The 15,388-nt window shown below is 71.7% G+C and carries 16 protein-coding genes and 2 pseudogenes; 10 read left to right on the forward strand and 8 right to left on the reverse strand.

Annotation, left to right across the window (positions count from 1 at the left end):
- Nucleotides 1-193 precede the first annotated feature (193 nt).
- Genes ACWGKQ_RS22185 through ACWGKQ_RS22200 form a run of 4 tightly spaced genes read left to right on the forward strand, consistent with a single transcriptional unit; the run spans nt 194 to nt 4,369 of the window.
- Nucleotides 194-1,513 carry an ABC transporter substrate-binding protein gene (locus ACWGKQ_RS22185; RefSeq protein ID WP_453293663.1) on the forward strand — a complete coding sequence of 440 codons (1,320 nt, stop codon included), beginning with the start codon at nt 194-196 and terminating at the stop codon, nt 1,511-1,513.
- Nucleotides 1,510-2,436 (forward strand): carbohydrate ABC transporter permease, encoded by a 927-nt coding sequence (locus ACWGKQ_RS22190; RefSeq protein WP_453293664.1) that lies wholly within the window; start codon nt 1,510-1,512, stop codon nt 2,434-2,436. Before ACWGKQ_RS22185 ends, ACWGKQ_RS22190 begins: the two co-directional genes overlap by 4 nt.
- Entirely contained in the window at nt 2,433-3,338 is a 906-nt protein-coding gene (locus tag ACWGKQ_RS22195) for a carbohydrate ABC transporter permease (RefSeq protein WP_453293665.1), read from the forward strand. Before ACWGKQ_RS22190 ends, ACWGKQ_RS22195 begins: the two co-directional genes overlap by 4 nt.
- Complete coding sequence (locus ACWGKQ_RS22200) at nt 3,335-4,369, forward strand: LacI family DNA-binding transcriptional regulator (protein WP_453293666.1); 1,035 nt, start codon at nt 3,335-3,337, stop codon at nt 4,367-4,369. The genes ACWGKQ_RS22195 and ACWGKQ_RS22200 overlap by 4 nt, the downstream gene beginning before the upstream one ends.
- 14 nt (nt 4,370-4,383) lie before the next feature.
- On the opposite strand, the pseudogene ACWGKQ_RS22205 reads toward ACWGKQ_RS22200, so the two are convergent.
- Nucleotides 4,384-5,051, reverse strand: a pseudogene (locus tag ACWGKQ_RS22205) (response regulator).
- Complete coding sequence (locus ACWGKQ_RS22210) at nt 5,048-5,929, reverse strand: sensor histidine kinase (protein WP_453293667.1); 882 nt, start codon at nt 5,927-5,929, stop codon at nt 5,048-5,050. Before ACWGKQ_RS22210 ends, ACWGKQ_RS22205 begins: the two are co-directional and overlap by 4 nt.
- Between ACWGKQ_RS22210 and ACWGKQ_RS22215 the strand changes: the two genes are divergently transcribed.
- The 3 genes from ACWGKQ_RS22215 to ACWGKQ_RS22225 all read left to right on the forward strand — a co-directional run bounded on the left by ACWGKQ_RS22215 (nt 5,910) and on the right by ACWGKQ_RS22225 (nt 7,023).
- Nucleotides 5,910-6,080: a hypothetical protein gene (locus ACWGKQ_RS22215; RefSeq protein WP_453293668.1), complete on the forward strand. Its 171-nt coding sequence runs from the start codon at nt 5,910-5,912 to the stop codon at nt 6,078-6,080. The genes ACWGKQ_RS22210 and ACWGKQ_RS22215 overlap by 20 nt on opposite strands.
- 117 nt (nt 6,081-6,197) lie before the next feature.
- The gene (locus ACWGKQ_RS22220; RefSeq protein ID WP_453293669.1) at nt 6,198-6,548 is read left to right on the forward strand and encodes a VOC family protein; all 351 of its coding nucleotides are present in this window, start codon (nt 6,198-6,200) and stop codon (nt 6,546-6,548) included.
- Nucleotides 6,549-6,621: 73 nt separating this feature from the next.
- Entirely contained in the window at nt 6,622-7,023 is a 402-nt protein-coding gene (locus ACWGKQ_RS22225; protein WP_453293670.1) for a MarR family winged helix-turn-helix transcriptional regulator, read from the forward strand.
- On the opposite strand, the gene pqqB is transcribed toward ACWGKQ_RS22225, so the two are convergent.
- The 3 genes from pqqB to ACWGKQ_RS22240 all read right to left on the reverse strand — a co-directional run bounded on the left by pqqB (nt 7,020) and on the right by ACWGKQ_RS22240 (nt 9,537).
- A complete protein-coding gene (gene pqqB, locus ACWGKQ_RS22230) occupies nt 7,020-7,910 on the reverse strand; it encodes a pyrroloquinoline quinone biosynthesis protein PqqB (protein WP_453293671.1) in 891 nt (296 codons plus the stop codon). The genes ACWGKQ_RS22225 and pqqB overlap by 4 nt on opposite strands.
- Before the next feature lie 62 nt (nt 7,911-7,972).
- Nucleotides 7,973-9,085 (reverse strand): hypothetical protein, encoded by a 1,113-nt coding sequence (locus ACWGKQ_RS22235; RefSeq protein ID WP_453293672.1) that lies wholly within the window; start codon nt 9,083-9,085, stop codon nt 7,973-7,975.
- Nucleotides 9,086-9,135: 50 nt separating this feature from the next.
- Complete coding sequence (locus ACWGKQ_RS22240; protein ID WP_453293673.1) at nt 9,136-9,537, reverse strand: SseB family protein; 402 nt, start codon at nt 9,535-9,537, stop codon at nt 9,136-9,138.
- Nucleotides 9,538-9,863: 326 nt separating this feature from the next.
- On the opposite strand from ACWGKQ_RS22240, the gene ACWGKQ_RS22245 reads away from it, so the two are divergent.
- Entirely contained in the window at nt 9,864-11,279 is a 1,416-nt protein-coding gene (locus tag ACWGKQ_RS22245) for a family 2B encapsulin nanocompartment shell protein (RefSeq protein ID WP_453293674.1), read from the forward strand.
- Here the strand turns inward: ACWGKQ_RS22245 and ACWGKQ_RS22250 are convergent.
- Both ACWGKQ_RS22250 and ACWGKQ_RS22255 read right to left on the reverse strand, forming a co-directional pair.
- Nucleotides 11,276-11,821 (reverse strand): cysteine hydrolase family protein, encoded by a 546-nt coding sequence (locus ACWGKQ_RS22250; protein WP_453293675.1) that lies wholly within the window; start codon nt 11,819-11,821, stop codon nt 11,276-11,278. The genes ACWGKQ_RS22245 and ACWGKQ_RS22250 overlap by 4 nt on opposite strands.
- Nucleotides 11,818-13,293 carry a purine-cytosine permease family protein gene (locus ACWGKQ_RS22255; protein ID WP_453293676.1) on the reverse strand — a complete coding sequence of 492 codons (1,476 nt, stop codon included), beginning with the start codon at nt 13,291-13,293 and terminating at the stop codon, nt 11,818-11,820. Before ACWGKQ_RS22255 ends, ACWGKQ_RS22250 begins: the two co-directional genes overlap by 4 nt.
- A 248-nt stretch (nt 13,294-13,541) precedes the next feature.
- On the opposite strand from ACWGKQ_RS22255, the gene ACWGKQ_RS22260 reads away from it, so the two are divergent.
- Nucleotides 13,542-14,501, forward strand: coding sequence for an ATP-binding protein (locus tag ACWGKQ_RS22260; protein WP_453293677.1), 960 nt, complete (start codon nt 13,542-13,544; stop codon nt 14,499-14,501).
- Nucleotides 14,502-14,578: 77 nt separating this feature from the next.
- The gene (locus ACWGKQ_RS22265) at nt 14,579-14,971 is read left to right on the forward strand and encodes an SCO5389 family protein (RefSeq protein WP_453293678.1); all 393 of its coding nucleotides are present in this window, start codon (nt 14,579-14,581) and stop codon (nt 14,969-14,971) included.
- Nucleotides 14,972-15,011: 40 nt separating this feature from the next.
- Here ACWGKQ_RS22265 and ACWGKQ_RS22270 read toward each other — a convergent pair.
- Nucleotides 15,012-15,281, reverse strand: a pseudogene (locus tag ACWGKQ_RS22270) (pyridoxal-phosphate dependent enzyme); the annotation flags it as partial.
- Nucleotides 15,282-15,388 lie beyond the last annotated feature (107 nt).

Here is a 15,388-nt window from a genome sequence, read left to right on the forward strand (position 1 = left end):
TGAGCCCAACATAACCGCACAGCAACAACCATTGACAAGTGTCCGGGATGTTTCTCTACTGTGAACGCTCACAGAGCATGACACGGACTCGCGACGGGCGATGATCCGGGTCTGTGTTGTCTGGAAAGCTCACACATTCATCTGCATGGCAGGTCCCCGCGACAAGCGGGGACCCAGGTCAGGGGAGAGATCCATGCCGCACACGAAGCGCCGTCGCCTCGTGACAACCGCCGTCGCCATCTCGCTCGGCGCCACCGCCCTCGCCGCCTGCGGCTCGTCCGACGACGACAGCAAGGCCGACTCCGGTCCGGTCTCGCTGACGTACTGGGCCTGGGCGCCCGGTATGGACAAGGTCGTCGACCTGTGGAACAAGGGCGAGGGCAAGAAGGACCAGATCACCGTCACGGTGAAGAAGCAGGCGTCCGGCGACACGCTGGTCACCAAGATCCTCACCGCGCACAAGGCGAAGAACGGCCCCGACCTGGTGCAGGCCGAGTACCAGGCGCTGCCCACGCTGGTCAGCAACGACGCGGTCGCCGACATATCGAAGAGCGTCGGCGACGCCAAGTCCAAGTTCGCCGACGGGGTCTGGCAGCAGGTCACGCTGGGCACGGACGCGGTGTACGCGGTGCCGCAGGACATCGGCCCGATGATGTTCTACTACCGCGCGGACCTCTTCAAGAAGTACGGCCTCAAGGTGCCGACCACCTGGGACGAGTTCGCCCAGGACGCCCGTCAGCTGAAGAAGAAGGCACCCGGCCTCGACCTGACCACGTTCTCCGCCAACGACTCCGGCCTCTTCGCGGGCCTCGCCCAGCAGGCCGGCGCCAAGTGGTGGACCACCTCCGGCGACAAGTGGAAGGTCGCCATCGACGACGCGGCCACCCAGAAGGTCGCCACGTTCTGGGGCGGCCTGGTCAAGGAGGGCGTCATCGACAACCAGCCGATGTACACCCCGGCCTGGAACAAGGCGCTGGACACCGGCAAGCAGATCGCCTGGGTGAGCGCGGTGTGGGCGCCCGGCACGCTGACCACCGCCGCGCCCGACACCAAGGGCAAGTGGGCGATGGCCCCGCTCCCCCAGTGGTCCGCGTCCGAGAACGTCACCGGCAGCTGGGGCGGCTCCTCCACCGCCGTCACCACCGACTCCAAGCACCAGGCGGCCGCCGCCAAGTTCGCGGCCTGGCTGAACACCGACGGCGAGGCGCTCAACGCCCTGGCCAAGGAGAGCGGCATCTACCCGGCCGCCACGAACGCCCAGACCAGCGGCGCCTTCGCCACCTCGCCCGACTACTTCTCGAACCAGTCGGACTTCTACACCAAGGCCGCCGAGATCGCGAAGACCACGGCACCCTCCGCCTGGGGCCCGAACGTGAACGTCGCCTACACGTCCTTCAACGACGCGTTCGGTGCCGCCGCGAAGAACAAGTCGGACTTCACCGCCGCCCTGAAGAAGATGCAGGACGACACGGTCGCCGACATGAAGAAGCAGGGCTTCGAGGTCTCTCAGTGACCAGCCCCACCGTCCGGAAGTCGTACGGGGTCAAGGGGGCCCCGTACGCCTTCCTCCTCCCCGCCGCGATCCTCTTCGCGCTGTTCTTCGCGCTGCCCATCGGGTACGCGGTCTGGCTCAGCTTTCGCAAGGTGCACGTCTCCGGCCTCGGCCTGGGCGCCGGCGCCCGCACGGAGGTCTGGGCCGGCCTGGAGAACTACCAGGACGCCCTCACCGACAACGAGTTCTACGACGGTGCGCTCCGCGTCCTCGGCTACGGCTGCATCGTCGTCCCGGTGATGCTCGGCCTCGCCCTGCTGTTCGCCCTGATGCTCGACTCCGAGCGGGTCCGGCTCGCCCCGTTCACCCGGCTCGCGATCTTCCTGCCGTACGCCATCCCCGGCGTGGTGGCCGCGCTGCTCTGGGGCTTCCTGTACCTGCCGGACGTCAGCCCCTTCTACTACGTGCTCGAAAAGCTGCACCTGCCGCAGCCCAACCTGCTGGACGGCGGGCCGCTGTACCTGGCCCTGTCCAACATCGCGGTCTGGGGCGGCACCGGCTTCAACATGATCGTCATCTACACCTCGCTCCGGTCCATCCCGGCCGAGGTCCACGAGGCGGCCAAGCTGGACGGCGCCTCCCCGCTGCAGACCGCCCTGCGGATCAAGATCCCGATGGTGGCGCCCTCGCTGGTGCTGACCTTCTTCTTCTCGATCATCGCGACGCTCCAGGTCTTCAACGAGCCGACCACCCTCAAGCCCCTCACCAACTCGGTCAACACGACCTGGAGCCCGCTGATGAAGGTGTACGAGGACGCCTTCCGCAAGGGGGACATCTACTCGGCGGCGGCCGAGGCGACGCTGATCGCCCTCGCCACGCTGGTGCTGTCCTTCGGTTTCCTGCGGGCCGCGAACCGCCGTAACAGGCAGGAGGCAGCCCAGTGAGTTCTCTTGCCGTCCGCAAGGCCGCCCCGGCCGCCGGTACGACGCCCGGCACCGCCCAGGGGCCGCCACTGCGCCGCCGGATCGCCCTGATCCCGACGCTCACCCTCCTCCTCGGCGCGATCTACACGCTCCTCCCGGTGGCCTGGGTGGTGATCGCCTCCACCAAGTCCGGCAGCGAGCTGTTCTCCACGTTCACGTTCCTGCCCGGCTCCGGCTTCGCCCAGAACCTCAAGGACCTCAACGCCTACCGCCAGGGCATCTACTGGAGCTGGATGGGTAACTCCGCCCTGTACGCCGGTCTCGGCGCCCTGCTGTCGACGGGGGTGTCGGCCTTCAGCGGCTACGCGCTCGCGACCTACCGCTTCCGCGGCCGCGAGACGATCTTCAACGTGCTGCTCGCCGGCGTGCTGATGCCCCCGGTCATCCTCGCCATCCCGCAGTACCTGCTGCTCGCCAAGGCGAACCTCACGGACTCCTACCTGTCCGTGCTGCTGCCGCAGATCCTCTCGCCGTACGGCGTCTACCTCTCGCGGATCTACGCGGCCGCGGCCGTGCCCTCCGACGTGGTGGAGGCCGGGCGGATGGACGGGGCGAGCGAGTGGCGGATCTTCACGCGGATCGCGCTGCCGATGATGATCCCGGGCATGGTGACGGTGTTCCTGTTCCAGTTCGTGGCCGTCTGGAACAACTTCCTGCTGCCGTACATCATGCTGAGCGACGACGAGAAGTTCCCGCTCACCCTCGGCCTGTACACGCTCCTGGAGCAGGGCGCCAACACCCCGGCCCTGTACACCCTGGTGATCACCGGCGCGTTCCTGGCCGTGCTGCCGCTGATCGCGCTCTTCCTGGTCATTCAGCGCTTCTGGAGCCTTGACCTGCTGTCCGGGGCCGTAAAGTCATGACCATGAGCAGCAGTGCGGGGGGCCGGCGCAAACCGCCGACGATCCATGACGTGGCGCGCGAGGCCGGTGTCTCACGGGGCACCGTCTCGCGGGTGCTCAACGGCGGGCACTACGTGAGTCCGGGCGCGGCGGAGGCGGTCAACGACGCCATCCGCAGGACGGGTTACGTGGTGAACCGGCACGCTCGGTCGCTGATCACCGGGCGTTCGGACTCGGTCGGCTTCCTGCTGACCGAGCCGCAGGAGAGGTTCTTCGAGGACCCCAACTTCAACGTCCTGCTGAGCGGCTGCACCCAGGCGCTGGCGAGCCATGACATCCCGCTGCTGCTGATGCTGGCGGGCACGAAGGACGAACGGCGGCGGATCACGCGGTACATCACCGCCGGGCACGTCGACGGGGTGCTGCTGGTGTCGAGCCACTCCGGTGACCCGGTCGCGCAGGAACTGCGCGAGGCGGGCGTGCCGCTGGTGGCCTGCGGCAAGCCGATCGGGCTCGGCTCGAAGGTGAGTTACGTGGCCGCCGACGACCGGGACGGCGCCCGGGACATGGTCCGGCACCTGCTGGACGTGGGGCGCCGCCGGATCGGCATGATCACCGGTCCGCTGGACACCCCGGGCGGTGTCGAGCGGCTCGCCGGGTACAAGGAGGTCCTCACCGAGGCGGGCATCGAGATCGACGAGGCGCTCGTCGTGCCCGGGGACTACAGCAAGGCGAGCGGCGAGGCGGGGGCCGAGCGGCTGCTCGCGCAGGCCCCCGGCCTGGACGCCGTCTTCGTGGCCTCCGACCTGATGGCGCAGGGCGTGCTGGCGGTGCTCCAGCGGGCCGGCCGGCGGGTGCCGGATGACATCGCTGTCGGCGGTTTCGACGACTCCCCCGCGGCCACGGCGGTGACCCCGGCTCTCACCACCATCCGCCAGCCCTGGGACCGGATCAGCACCGAGATGGTCCGCGTCCTGCTCGCCCAGATAGGCGGCGAGGACCCGGCGGCGGTGATCCTGCCGACCGAGCTGGTGGTACGCGACTCGGCCTGAGGACGCCGGGCTGGTCAGCGCTCCCCCGGTCTGACCAGCCCCGTCTCATAGGCGAGGACGACCGCCTGGGCGCGGTCGCGCAGGCCGAGCTTGGCGAAGATGCGCGCCACATGGGACTTGCCCGTGGCCTCGCTCAACGTCAGCTCGGCGGCCAGCTCCGTGTTGGACAGACCGCGGCCCATCAGCGTCAGCACCTCCCGTTCGCGTGGGGTGAGCGCGGCCAGATCGGCGGGCAGCGACTCGCCCGCCCGGCCCCGGCCGCGTACCGCTCCACCAGGCGCCGGGTGATCTGCGGCGCCAGCAGGGCGTCCCCGGTGCCGACGAGCCGGACGGCCGCCGCCAGGTGCTCCGGGGTGACGTCCTTCAGCAGGAAGCCGCTGGCCCCGATCGCGAGCGCCTCGTACACGTACCGGTCCAGGTCGGACGTGGTCAGCATCAGCACCCGGCAGCCGGGGGCGTCGGCCAGGATCCGGCGGGTGGCCTCCAGACCGTCCATGGCGGGCATGCGGATGTCCATCAGCACGACGTCCGGCTTCAGCTCCCGGACGGCGGCGACCGCCTCGGCGCCGTCGGCGGCCTCGCCCACCACCTCGATGCCCCGGACCGTGAGGATCAGCCGGAAGCCGGTGCGGATGAGCGTCTGGTCGTCGGCGATCAGGACGCGCGGCGTGTCCGTGGTCATGGGCGGTCCAGCGGGATACGGGCGCGGACGCGGTAGCCGCCGCCGAGTCTTCGCCGGGCGTCCAGGTCACCGCCGTGGACGGCGACCCGCTCGCGCAGGCCGGGCAGACCGCGCCCGGTGCCGTCGGCCGGGCGTCTCGGTCCATCGGGAACGGTGCCGGTGAGCACGCTGGGGCCGGTGTTGAGCACCTCGACCCGCAGGGCGTGGTCGGCGTAGCGCACGGTCACCTCGGCCTTGCCGCCGTCGCCGTGCCGGAGCGCGTTGGTCAGGGCCTCCTGGACGATGCGGTAGGCGGTCAGATCGATGCCCTGGGGCAGCAGCCGCGGTTCGCCGGAGATGCGGACCTCGACGGGCAGGCCGGCGAACGAGATCCGGTCGACGAGGTGGCCGAGCCGGTCGAGGCCGGGCTGCGGGGCGAGGCCAGTACCGAGACCGGGGCCGGAACCGCCGGCGCTCACCGGGCCGTCCTGCCCGTCCGGTGCGGGAGCCAGCAGTCCCAGGAGGTGTCTGAGGTCGGTCATCGCGCCCCGCCCGGCGTCCTCGACGGCCCGCAGGGCGGTCGCGGCCTCGTCGGGCATGGTGCCGAGCACCTCGCGGGCGGCGCTCGCCTGGACCATCATGAGGCTGACGTTGTGACTGACGATGTCGTGCAACTCGCGGGCGATCCGGTCGCGTTCGGCCGCGATCGCGGCCTCGGCGGCGCTCTCCCGCTCCCGCTCCAGCAGCCAGCCGCGCTCCCCGACGGCCGCCCGCCACCGGCGCCGGGTGCGCAGCAGCGCCACCGTCAGCACCACGACGGCCGCGCCCGCCACCGCGAGCAGTGCCGCCACCACGTCGTGTCCCCCGGCTGTCCCGCGGATGGCCGCGGGGATCGACATCACCCTGCCCTCGTACATGACGGACGTCTGGCACGCGCCGAAGCTGGCCGGAGTGGCGCTGGCGGGTCTGGTGATCACCGTGGTGGGTGCCCTGGTCCCGGCGCGGCGGGCGGCCCGGCTCACCGTCGCGGAGGTGCTGCGCAACGAGTGACCCGCGGGGAGTCCGCAACCGGTCAGGATCGAAGAAGCCGGGGCGGGCTCCCCGGTCCTAGCGTGAGACCACCGGCGGGAACCCGTCGGGTCACGCACCTCAGAAGGAGAAGGACCCATGACCGCAGGCGTGCAGACGATCATCTACCCCGTGAAGGACGCGGCGCGGGCCAAGGCCCTGTTCGGCGCGCTGCTGGGCGTCGAGCCGTATGCCGACGAGCCGTACTACATCGGGTTCAAGGCGGCGGGGCAGGACGTCGGCCTCGACCCGAACGGGCATGCCCAGGGGCTGACCGGGCCGACGCCGTTCTGGCACGTCACCGATCTGCGGGAGCGGCTCGCGGCGCTGCTGGCGGCAGGCGCCGAGCTGGTCCAGGACGCGCGGGACGTCGGCAACGGCCGGCTGGTGGCCTCGGTGAAGGACGCCGACGGCAACATGGTGGGTCTGCTCCAGGACCCGGTGGGCTGAGGACCGGCCGACTGCTTGCACCCGCACTAGTTGCGCACTCAACAATTGGCTTGATCGGTGTTACGGTGCGGGTATGGCAGTGAAGACGGCCGAGGCCCGGCTCGAGGAACAGTGGCGGGGCATCCTGTCGGTGCACGCGCGCACGATGTGCGAGATCGACCGGGTGCTGCATCCGCACGGGCTGGGCGCGAGTGACTTCGAGGTGCTGGACCTGCTCGCCGCCGAGGCCCCGGCCCAGGGGGACCACTGCCGGGTGCAGAACCTGGTGGGGCGGGTCCATCTGAGCCAGAGCGCGCTCTCCCGGCTGATCGGGCGGCTGGAGAAGGACGGCCTGGTGGAGCGGTCGGTCTGCGTCGAGGACCGGCGGGGCGTATGGGTCGCGCTCACCGCCAAGGGCCGCGCCCTGCACGCCGAGGTACGGCCGTTGCAGCGGGCGGTGCTGGAGCGGATGCTCGAAGGCCCGGAGAGCCGTTAGAGCGCGAACTCGATCCCGTCGGGGAGGACCTCGACGCCCTCCGCGGCCACCTGGGCGCGGGCCCTGGACGCCGGGTCGACCAGGGGGTTGGTGTTGTCGAGGTGGGTGTAGATGCGGCGGGTGCGGGGGTGGCGGGCGAGGGCGGCGAGGCTGCCGTGCGCGCCGGAGACCGGGAGATGGCCCGTCGCCGCCTGCCCGGGAGCGGACCGGACCGCGGTGCCCGTCTCGTCGGCGGTGAAGAAGGTGCCGTCCAGCAGCACGCAGTCGGCCTCCGCGCACAGCTCGTCCAGGACGTCGCTCCAGGCGCCGACGCAGGGGGCGTAGAGCAGCACTCCCCCGGTGGCCAGGTCCTCGACGCGGTACGCCGTGACCCAGCGGCCGTCGGCCTCGGCGAGCCCGGCCGGGACGTACGCCGGGACCTTGGCGCCGACCGGGTGGGCGGTGACGACCAGGCCGCCGGCCAGCACGAAGCCGCCGTCGGCCAGGCTGTCGGCCCACTCCCAGGGGGCGTAGCGGTCGAGGGCGGCCCGGGCGGGCGCCAGCACCGTCCCCACCGGCGGGGCCGCGTACACCTTGAGGTCCGGCGCCCCGCGCAGCACGGTCAGGCCGGTGACATGGTCGGCCTCGGCGTCGGTGAGCAGCACGCCGCGCACCGGGCTGTCCCCGGGGACCGGTCCCGGCCACAGCGCGGGCGTGGCGGTGAGCTGGGCGCGGATGTCCGGGGAGGCGTTGAGCAGCCACCAGTCCCGGCCGTTGCCGGTCAGGGCGACGCACTCCTGGGTCCGGGCGGGCAGCTTGCCGTCCCGGGCGGCCGCGCACAGCGCGCACGCGCAGTTCCACTGCGGGAATCCACCGCCGGCGGCGGTGCCCAGCAGGACAACCCTCACGACGATCCGCCCCTCTCGGTCTCCCCGCCCCCTGCTGGGATCTTCCCTCAGGATGCGCCGGGCTACGCGCGGTCCGGGGGAACTTCCGGCCGTCCTTCGGAAGGCTGCCGGTCCACCGGGCGCCGCGGCGGAATCGGCTCCGACGGGAAATCGCGGCCACCGGTCCACAGCGCCGGTACGGCGTCGCAGCGGCGGCACAGCTCGTAGGCGACCGCCTCGTAGTTGACCCGCCAGCCGTGGAAGTGCGGCCAGGCCTCCGCGGTGCCGCGTTCGGCCCGGAAACCGGTCTTCTCCAGCATGGTCACGGCCTCCTCGAACTCGCCGTACGTCAGCTGGATGGGGGCGTCCGGGGCCGGGTCGGAGTCGAAGGTCGCCCGCACGGAGGCGGCGATGTCCCGCAGCGCGGTGAACCCGGCACGCAGCACCAGCCGGGCCTCCGGCGGGGCACTGCGCGGGGCGAGCGCCAGCTGTATGGCCGCCGCGTCCATGACCGCGATCAGGCCGACCAGCCAGCTGCGGTAGGGGCGGGGCGAGCGGAACGCCAGCAGCACCGGGTAGGTGGCGTGGCTCTCCCCCATGTCGGCGGCCAGCCGCTCCCAGGACCGGTACAGCTCGGGCAGCGCGGTCTCGGTGTCGACCAGCCACTGCCGGGCGAGGATCTCCGGCCCCCAGGCGGGCTCGCCGGCCCGGGACTGGAGGAGGGTGACCTCCAGTTCGCGGCGGTTGTAGGCGGCGTACAGCGTGGGCAGGTAGGCGATCTGGAGCGCGATGACGACGGGGCCGGTGGCGGCGGCGACGAAGTCGAGTGCGGACAGCCGCAGCCGGGCGCCGCTGGCGAACCCGAGGGTGAACAGGCTGGAGCCCGCCTCCCGGAACGCGATGCTCCAGGACAGCGGGGAGAAGGCGTACAGCAGCATGCCGAAGCCGAGGAACGCCCCGCCGAGCCAGGCGGCGAGCATGCCGACCAGCATGAGCGGGGCGAGCCAGGTCTGCGCGCGGTCGATGGCCCGGTAGCCGCCCCGGTGCGCGGTGAAGCAGAGCACGCGCCGCAGACCCCACCACAGCCGGTACACCAGTACGGAGTACAGGCCCCGGGGGACCACGAGCGTGCGCAGGATGCTGCGCAGGACCAGGATCAGTACCAGTCCCCCGGCCACCCCGGAGATCCATTCCATGGCGCCATTCTGGCCCGCACGGCGGCCTCCCGGTGACCGGAGCCCTTCGTTCAGCCCGCCGGCCGGGCCAGCAGGGTGCGCACTCCCTCCGAGGTGAGTGTCAGCGCGTGCGCCGAGCTGCCGTCTATGGCGAGCGAGAGGTTGTCCTGGGGCCACTGCGAGGCGAGCGCGCCGAGCGGCACCACGCGGTAGCGGGAGACCGTCGGCAGCAGGCCGGTCAGCTCCCCCTCGGAGGTGAACACGGGGACGACGGGGTCGCCGTCGGGGCGTTCCAGGACGGGCAGGGCGATCATCGCGGGGTCGGCCGCCTCCGCGGCATCGTCCGGCACCGGGACCAGAACGTCGCTGTGCGCGAGCGTGTCCAGGGCGTCGTGGTCCTCGGCGTTCACGGCCAGCGTGTCGAGCGCCCGCTGGGCCGGCGTCGGGAAGTCGTCGTGTGCGGGTGTCTCCATGGCAGATCCCAAGGTAGCGGTGGTGGTACAGGCCGCAGGACCGGCAGGTCACCGGGCGGCCACGGCACGCGTACCCGGTGCGCGCCGGGGCATGCACGACCACCCGGGGGGCCGGGCGGAGTGAGGGGTGGTGCGGGGGGTGGTGCGGGGGCAGTTCCCCGTGGCACGTGCCTCGCGCTCCGTCTCCCGGCATCACTCGTGGCGCGGGTCCGGGGGTAGGGGTAGCCGCGGAAGGTGACGGTTCGTGTGCGTCGCGTCACCTCTGTGACACGGGAGCGCGACGCGAGAGTGCGCCATGAGAGTGCGCCACGAGAGAAGGAAGAGCGATGTCGGTCGAGACCGGTACGACGCCCCCGGCGGGCGCCGAGGAGCGGGAGCAGCAGAGCCTCGGTACCGCCGCGGCACGGAATCTCACCACGACGACCAAGTCCACACCCCAGATGCAGGAGATCAGCTCACGGTGGCTGACGCGGACGCTGCCGTGGGTGGACGTGCCCGGGGGCACCTACCGCGTCAACCGCAGACTCTCGTACCGGGTCGGCGACGGCCGGGTGACCTTCGTGCAGACCGGCGCGCAGGTCGCGGTGATCCCCGCCGAACTGGGCGAGCTGCCGTTGCTGCGCGGCTTCGAGGACGGCACCGCGCTGCAGGCGCTGGCCGCGCGGTTCGAGCAGCGGGAGTACGAACCGGGGCAGGTGATCGCGACGGCCGGCCGTCCTGCCGACCATGTCTATCTGATCGCGCACGGCAAGGTGGAGCAGGTCGGGGCGGGTCCCTACGGTGACGAGGCGGTCGTCGGACTCCTCGCGGACGGCGACACCTTCGGCGGCCGGGTGCTCGCCGGACTCGACGGCGCCTGGGAGTTCACGGCCCGAGCGGCGACGGCCACCACCGTGCTGGCGTTGCCGCACACGGCGTACCAGGAGGTGGTGGGCCGGCACGCCGACCTGCGGGCCCATGTGGAGCTGGCCCGGCTGGACGGGCACCGGGAGACGAACACCTTCGGCGAGCCCGAGATCGCGCTCAGCGCGGGCCACACCGGCGAGCCGGACATCCCGCACACCTTCGTGGACTACGAGCCGGCGCCACGCGAGTACGAACTGAGCCTCGCGCAGACCGTATTGCGCGTGCACACCCGGGTGGCCGACCTCTACAGCAAGCCGATGGACCAGACCGAGCACCAACTCCGGCTCGCCGTCCAGGTGTTGCGGGAGCGGCAGGAGCACGAGCTGGTCAACAACCGGGACTTCGGCCTGCTGCACAACGCCGACCACGGCCGGCGGATCTCCACCCACGCGGGCCCGCCGACCCCCGACGACCTCGACGAACTCCTCGCCATGCGGCGCGACACCACGCACCTGTTCGCCCATCCGCGGGCGATCGCCGCGTTCGGCCGGGAGTGCAACAAGCGCGGCCTGTACTTCGGCGGCGTCGAGCTCGGCGGCCACCACCTCCCGGCCTGGCGGGGCGTCCCGCTGCTCCCGTGCGGCAAGATCCCGGTGACCGGGGCCCGTACCTCCTCCATCATCGCGCTGCGGGCCGGCGAGCAGAACCAGGGCGTGATCGGCCTCCTCCAGACGGGCCTGCCGGACGAGACGGAGCCTGGCCTGAGCGTCCGCCTGATGGGGATCAACGAACAGGCGGTCGCCTCCTACCTGGTCACCACCTACTACTCGGCCGCCGTCCTGGTCCCGGACGCCCTCGGCATCCTGGAGAACGTGGAGGTGTCCCGCTGGGACTAGCCCAGCAGTTCGGCGGTGGTCGTCACCCGGATCAGGGGGCGGTAGAGGTCCAGCAGGTGCAGGGCCTTCGTGTGGGAGTCGTCGTCGGCGCCCGCGCAGGCGTCCGCGACGACCAGGACCTCGATGCCGGTGTCGGCCGCGGGCAGGGCGGTGGACAGGACGCAGCAGTCGGTGCTGACGCCGGCCAGGACCAGGCGGCCGTGCGGGGCGGCCAGGGCGGCGAGTTCGGGGGTCCACTTGCCGAACGTCGGGGCCTCCAGGACGATTTCGGCCCGGTCGGGGAAGTCGTCCGTCAGGCGCCAGAGTCCGGCGTCCGGGGGCCGGCGCGCGAAGGGCCACTGGTCGTAGTAGGCCTGCCAGGCCCCGATGGGGTGTGCGGGGGCGACGAAGCGGGTGAAGACCGTGCGGTTCCCGAACGCCGGGAGCAGGCGCCGTACGCCCGCCGCCGCCTCGGCATAGCGCGGGGCGGCCCAGGGGCTGGTCGGGTCGGCGAAGACGTGCTGCATGTCGATGACGGCCAGGAGGCCGGGCGAGGTGGTCATCCGGTTGCCGCCGGGACGCCGGCGGGCAGGCTCTCCTGGGCCCGGACCCGGCCGCGGCCCAGCGCCAGGGTGCCGAGGAAGCCGAGCGCCAGGGCGGCCAGGACGCCCAGGTTGGCGTACGCCCAGGCGCCCGACTTGCCGCCGAGGCCCAGCGGGCCCAGCAGATAGCCCTGCCAGGTCAGCCAGCTCGCGGCGGTGTTGGTGACCAGGCCCCAGCCGAGGGCGGTGGCGGCCAGGGTGAGGAGGAGGGGCAGAAGGGGGACATCGCCGTAGCGGCCGGCGGGGCGGTAGAGGTCGGCCTCGTCGTAGTCGCGGCGGCGCAGCGCCAGGTCGGCGAGCATGATCCCGCACCAAGCGGCGATCGGCACGCCGAGGGTGGTGAGGAAGCCCATGAACTGGCCGAGGAAGTCGTCGGCGAAGAAGACGATGTAGACCGACCCGGCGATCATCAGGACGCCGTCGACCAGGGCGGCGAGGTAGCGGGGCACGGGCAGGCCGGCGGAGAGGAGGGCCAGGCCGGAGGAGTAGATGTCCAGGACCGCGCCGCCGACCAGGCCGAGGACGGCGACGACGGCGAACGGGACCAGGAACCAGGTGGGGAGGATGGTCGTCAGCGCACCGATGGGGTCGGCCGCGATCGCCTTGTTCAGGGTCTCGGAGGAGCCCGCGAGCAGCAGGCCGAAGACCAGCAGGAGCAGCGGTGCGACGGAGCCGCCGAAGGTGGTCCAGCCGATCACGCCCCGGCTGGAGGAGCCGCGCGGCAGGTAACGCGAGTAGTCGGCGGCCGCGTTGACCCAGCCGAGGCCGAAGCCGGTCATCATGAACACCAGCGCGCCGATGAACTCCTGCGCGGTGCCGGACGGGACCGCGCTGACCGCCGTCCAGTGGATGTGGTCGGCGACGAGGACGACGTAGACGACGGTGAGAACGCCGGTCACCACGGTGATCACGGTCTGCAACCGCATGATCAGGTCGAAGCCCATCACCCCGCCGGCCACGGTCAGCGCACAGACCACGATCAGCGCGACCACCTCGGTCCCGTTGCCGCCGCCCCAGCCGAGCCGGGTGAAGACGGTCGCGGTGGCCATGGTGGCGAGGGCGATCAGGACGGTCTCCCAGCCGACGGTGAGCACCCAGGAGACCACCGACGGCAGCCGGTTGCCCCGGACGCCGTACGCGGCCCGGCTGAGCACCATGGTGGGTGCCGAGCCCCGCTTTCCGGCGACCGCGATGAACCCGCAGAGCAGGAACGAGGCGAGGATGCCGAGGACTCCGGCGGCCAGGGCCTGCCAGAAGGAGATGCCGAAGCCGAGCGCGAAGGCGCCGTAGCTCATGCCGAGGACGGAGACGTTCGCGCCGAACCAGGGCCAGAACAGGGTGCGCGGGGTGCCCTTGCGGTCGGCGTCGCCGATCACGTCGAGCCCGTGCGTCTCGACCTGGAGCTGTCTGCCGGGTTCCCGTGTGTCCGCCATCGTCGGCCCATCTGTCCAGGTGTGTTGGCTGGAGGCTAGGTCGGCCGGTGACAGCGGTCAAGAACGAATGATCAGACGGGATCGGGACGGCGGGCCCCGACGGCGGCCGTCCGCACCCCGCCGGACCTGCGGCTCCGTCAACCACTCGGGTCCCGTAACCCGGTCGGGCCACCCCGATTTGACACTGCCGACGCCCCCCTCCAACCTATGGTCATGAAATCCATTTTCAAAAGGAGGGGCGACTGACGATGCGTGTTGCTTTCGTCGGCAAGGGCGGCAGTGGCAAGACGACCCTGTCGGCCCTCTTCGCCCGTCATCTCGCGCGGTCCGGCGCGCCCGTCGTCGCGATCGACGGTGACATCAACCAGCACCTGGCCCACGCCCTCGGCCTCGACGAGGACGAGCCGTTCACGGCGCCCCCGCTCAGCGCGCGGACCGGTGAGATCAAGGACTACCTGCGCGGCGCCAACCCGCGGATCGCGTCCCGGGAGGCCATGGTCAAGACGACCCCGCCGGGGCGCGGCTCCCGGCTGCTGCGGCTGCTGGGCGACGACGAGGTGCACTCCCGGCACGTCCAGGAGATCGGCGGGGTGCCGCTGATGGTCACCGGGGCGTTCGCCGAGAGCGACCTCGGGGTGGCCTGCTACCACTCCAAGCTCGGCGCGGTGGAGCTGTACCTCAACCATCTGGTGGACGGCCCCGGCGAGTACGTGGTCGTCGACATGACGGCCGGCGCCGACGCCTTCGCCTCCGGTCTGTTCACCCGTTTCGACATGACCTTCCTGGTGGTCGAACCGACCCGCAAGAGCCTGTCCGTGTACCGCCAGTACCGGGACCACGCGGCCGAGTTCGGGATCCCGGTCGCCGTGGTCGGCAACAAGGTGACCGGCGCGGACGACCTCGCCTTCCTGCGCGAGCGGGTGGGCGAGGACCTGCTGGCCCACTGCGAGCTGTCGCCGTACGTCCGCGCCCAGGAACAGGGGCGTGGCAGCGGCGTGCTGGAGCCGCCCAACTCCCGGGCCCTGGACCGGCTGCGGGCCGCCGTGGACGGCCGGGGCAAGGACTGGGACGCCTTCCAGCGGCACGCCGTGGAGTTCCATCTGCGCAATGCCGCCGCCTGGGCCGACGCGGCGACCGGCCGGGATCTGGCAACCCAGGTCGATCCGGACTTCCGGCACGGCCCGGCGGCACTGCCCGCCTTCGCCTGAGACCCCGGCCCCCCTTTCCCTTCATTTCCCTTCTTTTCTTTTCGGCAACTCATCCTCAGAGAACAGGACACCGCCACATGTCTCTCGACGTCTCCCCGCAGTTGCTCGCCGAAGCCGAGAACGGCGCGGTGCGGGAGGAGGACTTCATCGAAACCGTCCGCACCTCACTGCCGTACGCGTACGACCTCGTCGCCCGCCTGGCCGCCGAACTGCGCGGCGGCGCCGCCGAGTTCGCGGACAACCAGACCCCGCCGCCCTCGGAGCGGGAGCGCGGGCAGCTGCTGCGGGCGCTGTCCTCCGACGCGATCCGGGGCGGCCTGGAGCGGCACTTCGAAGTCGCCCTCGCCTTCCAGAACTGCCACCGGGTCGCGGTGTTCCCGCCCGGGGCGCGGGGCGGCCAGGCGCACACCCGGTTCACCTCGGCGCGTGCACAGATCCTCAACCAGTCGCCGGAGTTCCGCGACTGCTGAGTTCCCGCCGGGGCGGCCCCGGTGGGGCCGCCCTTGCCGGTCAGCCGGCGATGATCTCCGCGAACCGCTCCGCGCCCACGTTGCCGCCGGACAGGACGACCCCGATCCGGCGCGGCAGCGGCGCCACCCGATGGGCGAGCAGCGCGGCCAGGCCGCTGGCGCCGCTCGGCTCCAGGACGGTCTTCAGGCGCTCGAAGGCGAACCGCATCGCGTCCCCGATCTGTTCGTCGGTGACCAGCGAAATGTCGTCCACCAGGCGCTGGTTGAGGGAGAAGGTCAGCTCCCCCGGGATGTTCGCGGCCTGGCCGCGCCGAACTGGCGCGGCTGCACCGCGAGTTGCCCGACGTCTCGATCCTGTACGTCACCCACGACCAGGTGGATGATATGACCATGGGCAGGTGCCGTAGATATTAGTGG

This window comes from Streptomyces sp. NPDC054770 (assembly GCF_053611985.1).

Excerpts from the sequence above, each read along its gene's own strand:
- ACWGKQ_RS22185 (WP_453293663.1), top strand. The coding sequence starts at position 194 with ATGCCGCACACGAAGCGCCGTCGCCTCGTGACAACCGCCGTCGCCATC.
- ACWGKQ_RS22200 (WP_453293666.1), top strand. The coding sequence starts at position 3,335 with ATGACCATGAGCAGCAGTGCGGGGGGCCGGCGCAAACCGCCGACGATC.
- ACWGKQ_RS22215 (WP_453293668.1), top strand. The coding sequence starts at position 5,910 with ATGGCCGCGGGGATCGACATCACCCTGCCCTCGTACATGACGGACGTC.
- ACWGKQ_RS22210 (WP_453293667.1), bottom strand. The coding sequence starts at position 5,929 with ATGTCGATCCCCGCGGCCATCCGCGGGACAGCCGGGGGACACGACGTG.
- ACWGKQ_RS22220 (WP_453293669.1), top strand. The coding sequence starts at position 6,198 with ATGACCGCAGGCGTGCAGACGATCATCTACCCCGTGAAGGACGCGGCG.
- ACWGKQ_RS22225 (WP_453293670.1), top strand. The coding sequence starts at position 6,622 with ATGGCAGTGAAGACGGCCGAGGCCCGGCTCGAGGAACAGTGGCGGGGC.
- ACWGKQ_RS22235 (WP_453293672.1), bottom strand. The coding sequence starts at position 9,085 with ATGGAATGGATCTCCGGGGTGGCCGGGGGACTGGTACTGATCCTGGTC.
- ACWGKQ_RS22240 (WP_453293673.1), bottom strand. The coding sequence starts at position 9,537 with ATGGAGACACCCGCACACGACGACTTCCCGACGCCGGCCCAGCGGGCG.
- ACWGKQ_RS22245 (WP_453293674.1), top strand. The coding sequence starts at position 9,864 with ATGTCGGTCGAGACCGGTACGACGCCCCCGGCGGGCGCCGAGGAGCGG.
- ACWGKQ_RS22250 (WP_453293675.1), bottom strand. The coding sequence starts at position 11,821 with ATGACCACCTCGCCCGGCCTCCTGGCCGTCATCGACATGCAGCACGTC.
- ACWGKQ_RS22255 (WP_453293676.1), bottom strand. The coding sequence starts at position 13,293 with ATGGCGGACACACGGGAACCCGGCAGACAGCTCCAGGTCGAGACGCAC.
- ACWGKQ_RS22260 (WP_453293677.1), top strand. The coding sequence starts at position 13,542 with ATGCGTGTTGCTTTCGTCGGCAAGGGCGGCAGTGGCAAGACGACCCTG.
- ACWGKQ_RS22265 (WP_453293678.1), top strand. The coding sequence starts at position 14,579 with ATGTCTCTCGACGTCTCCCCGCAGTTGCTCGCCGAAGCCGAGAACGGC.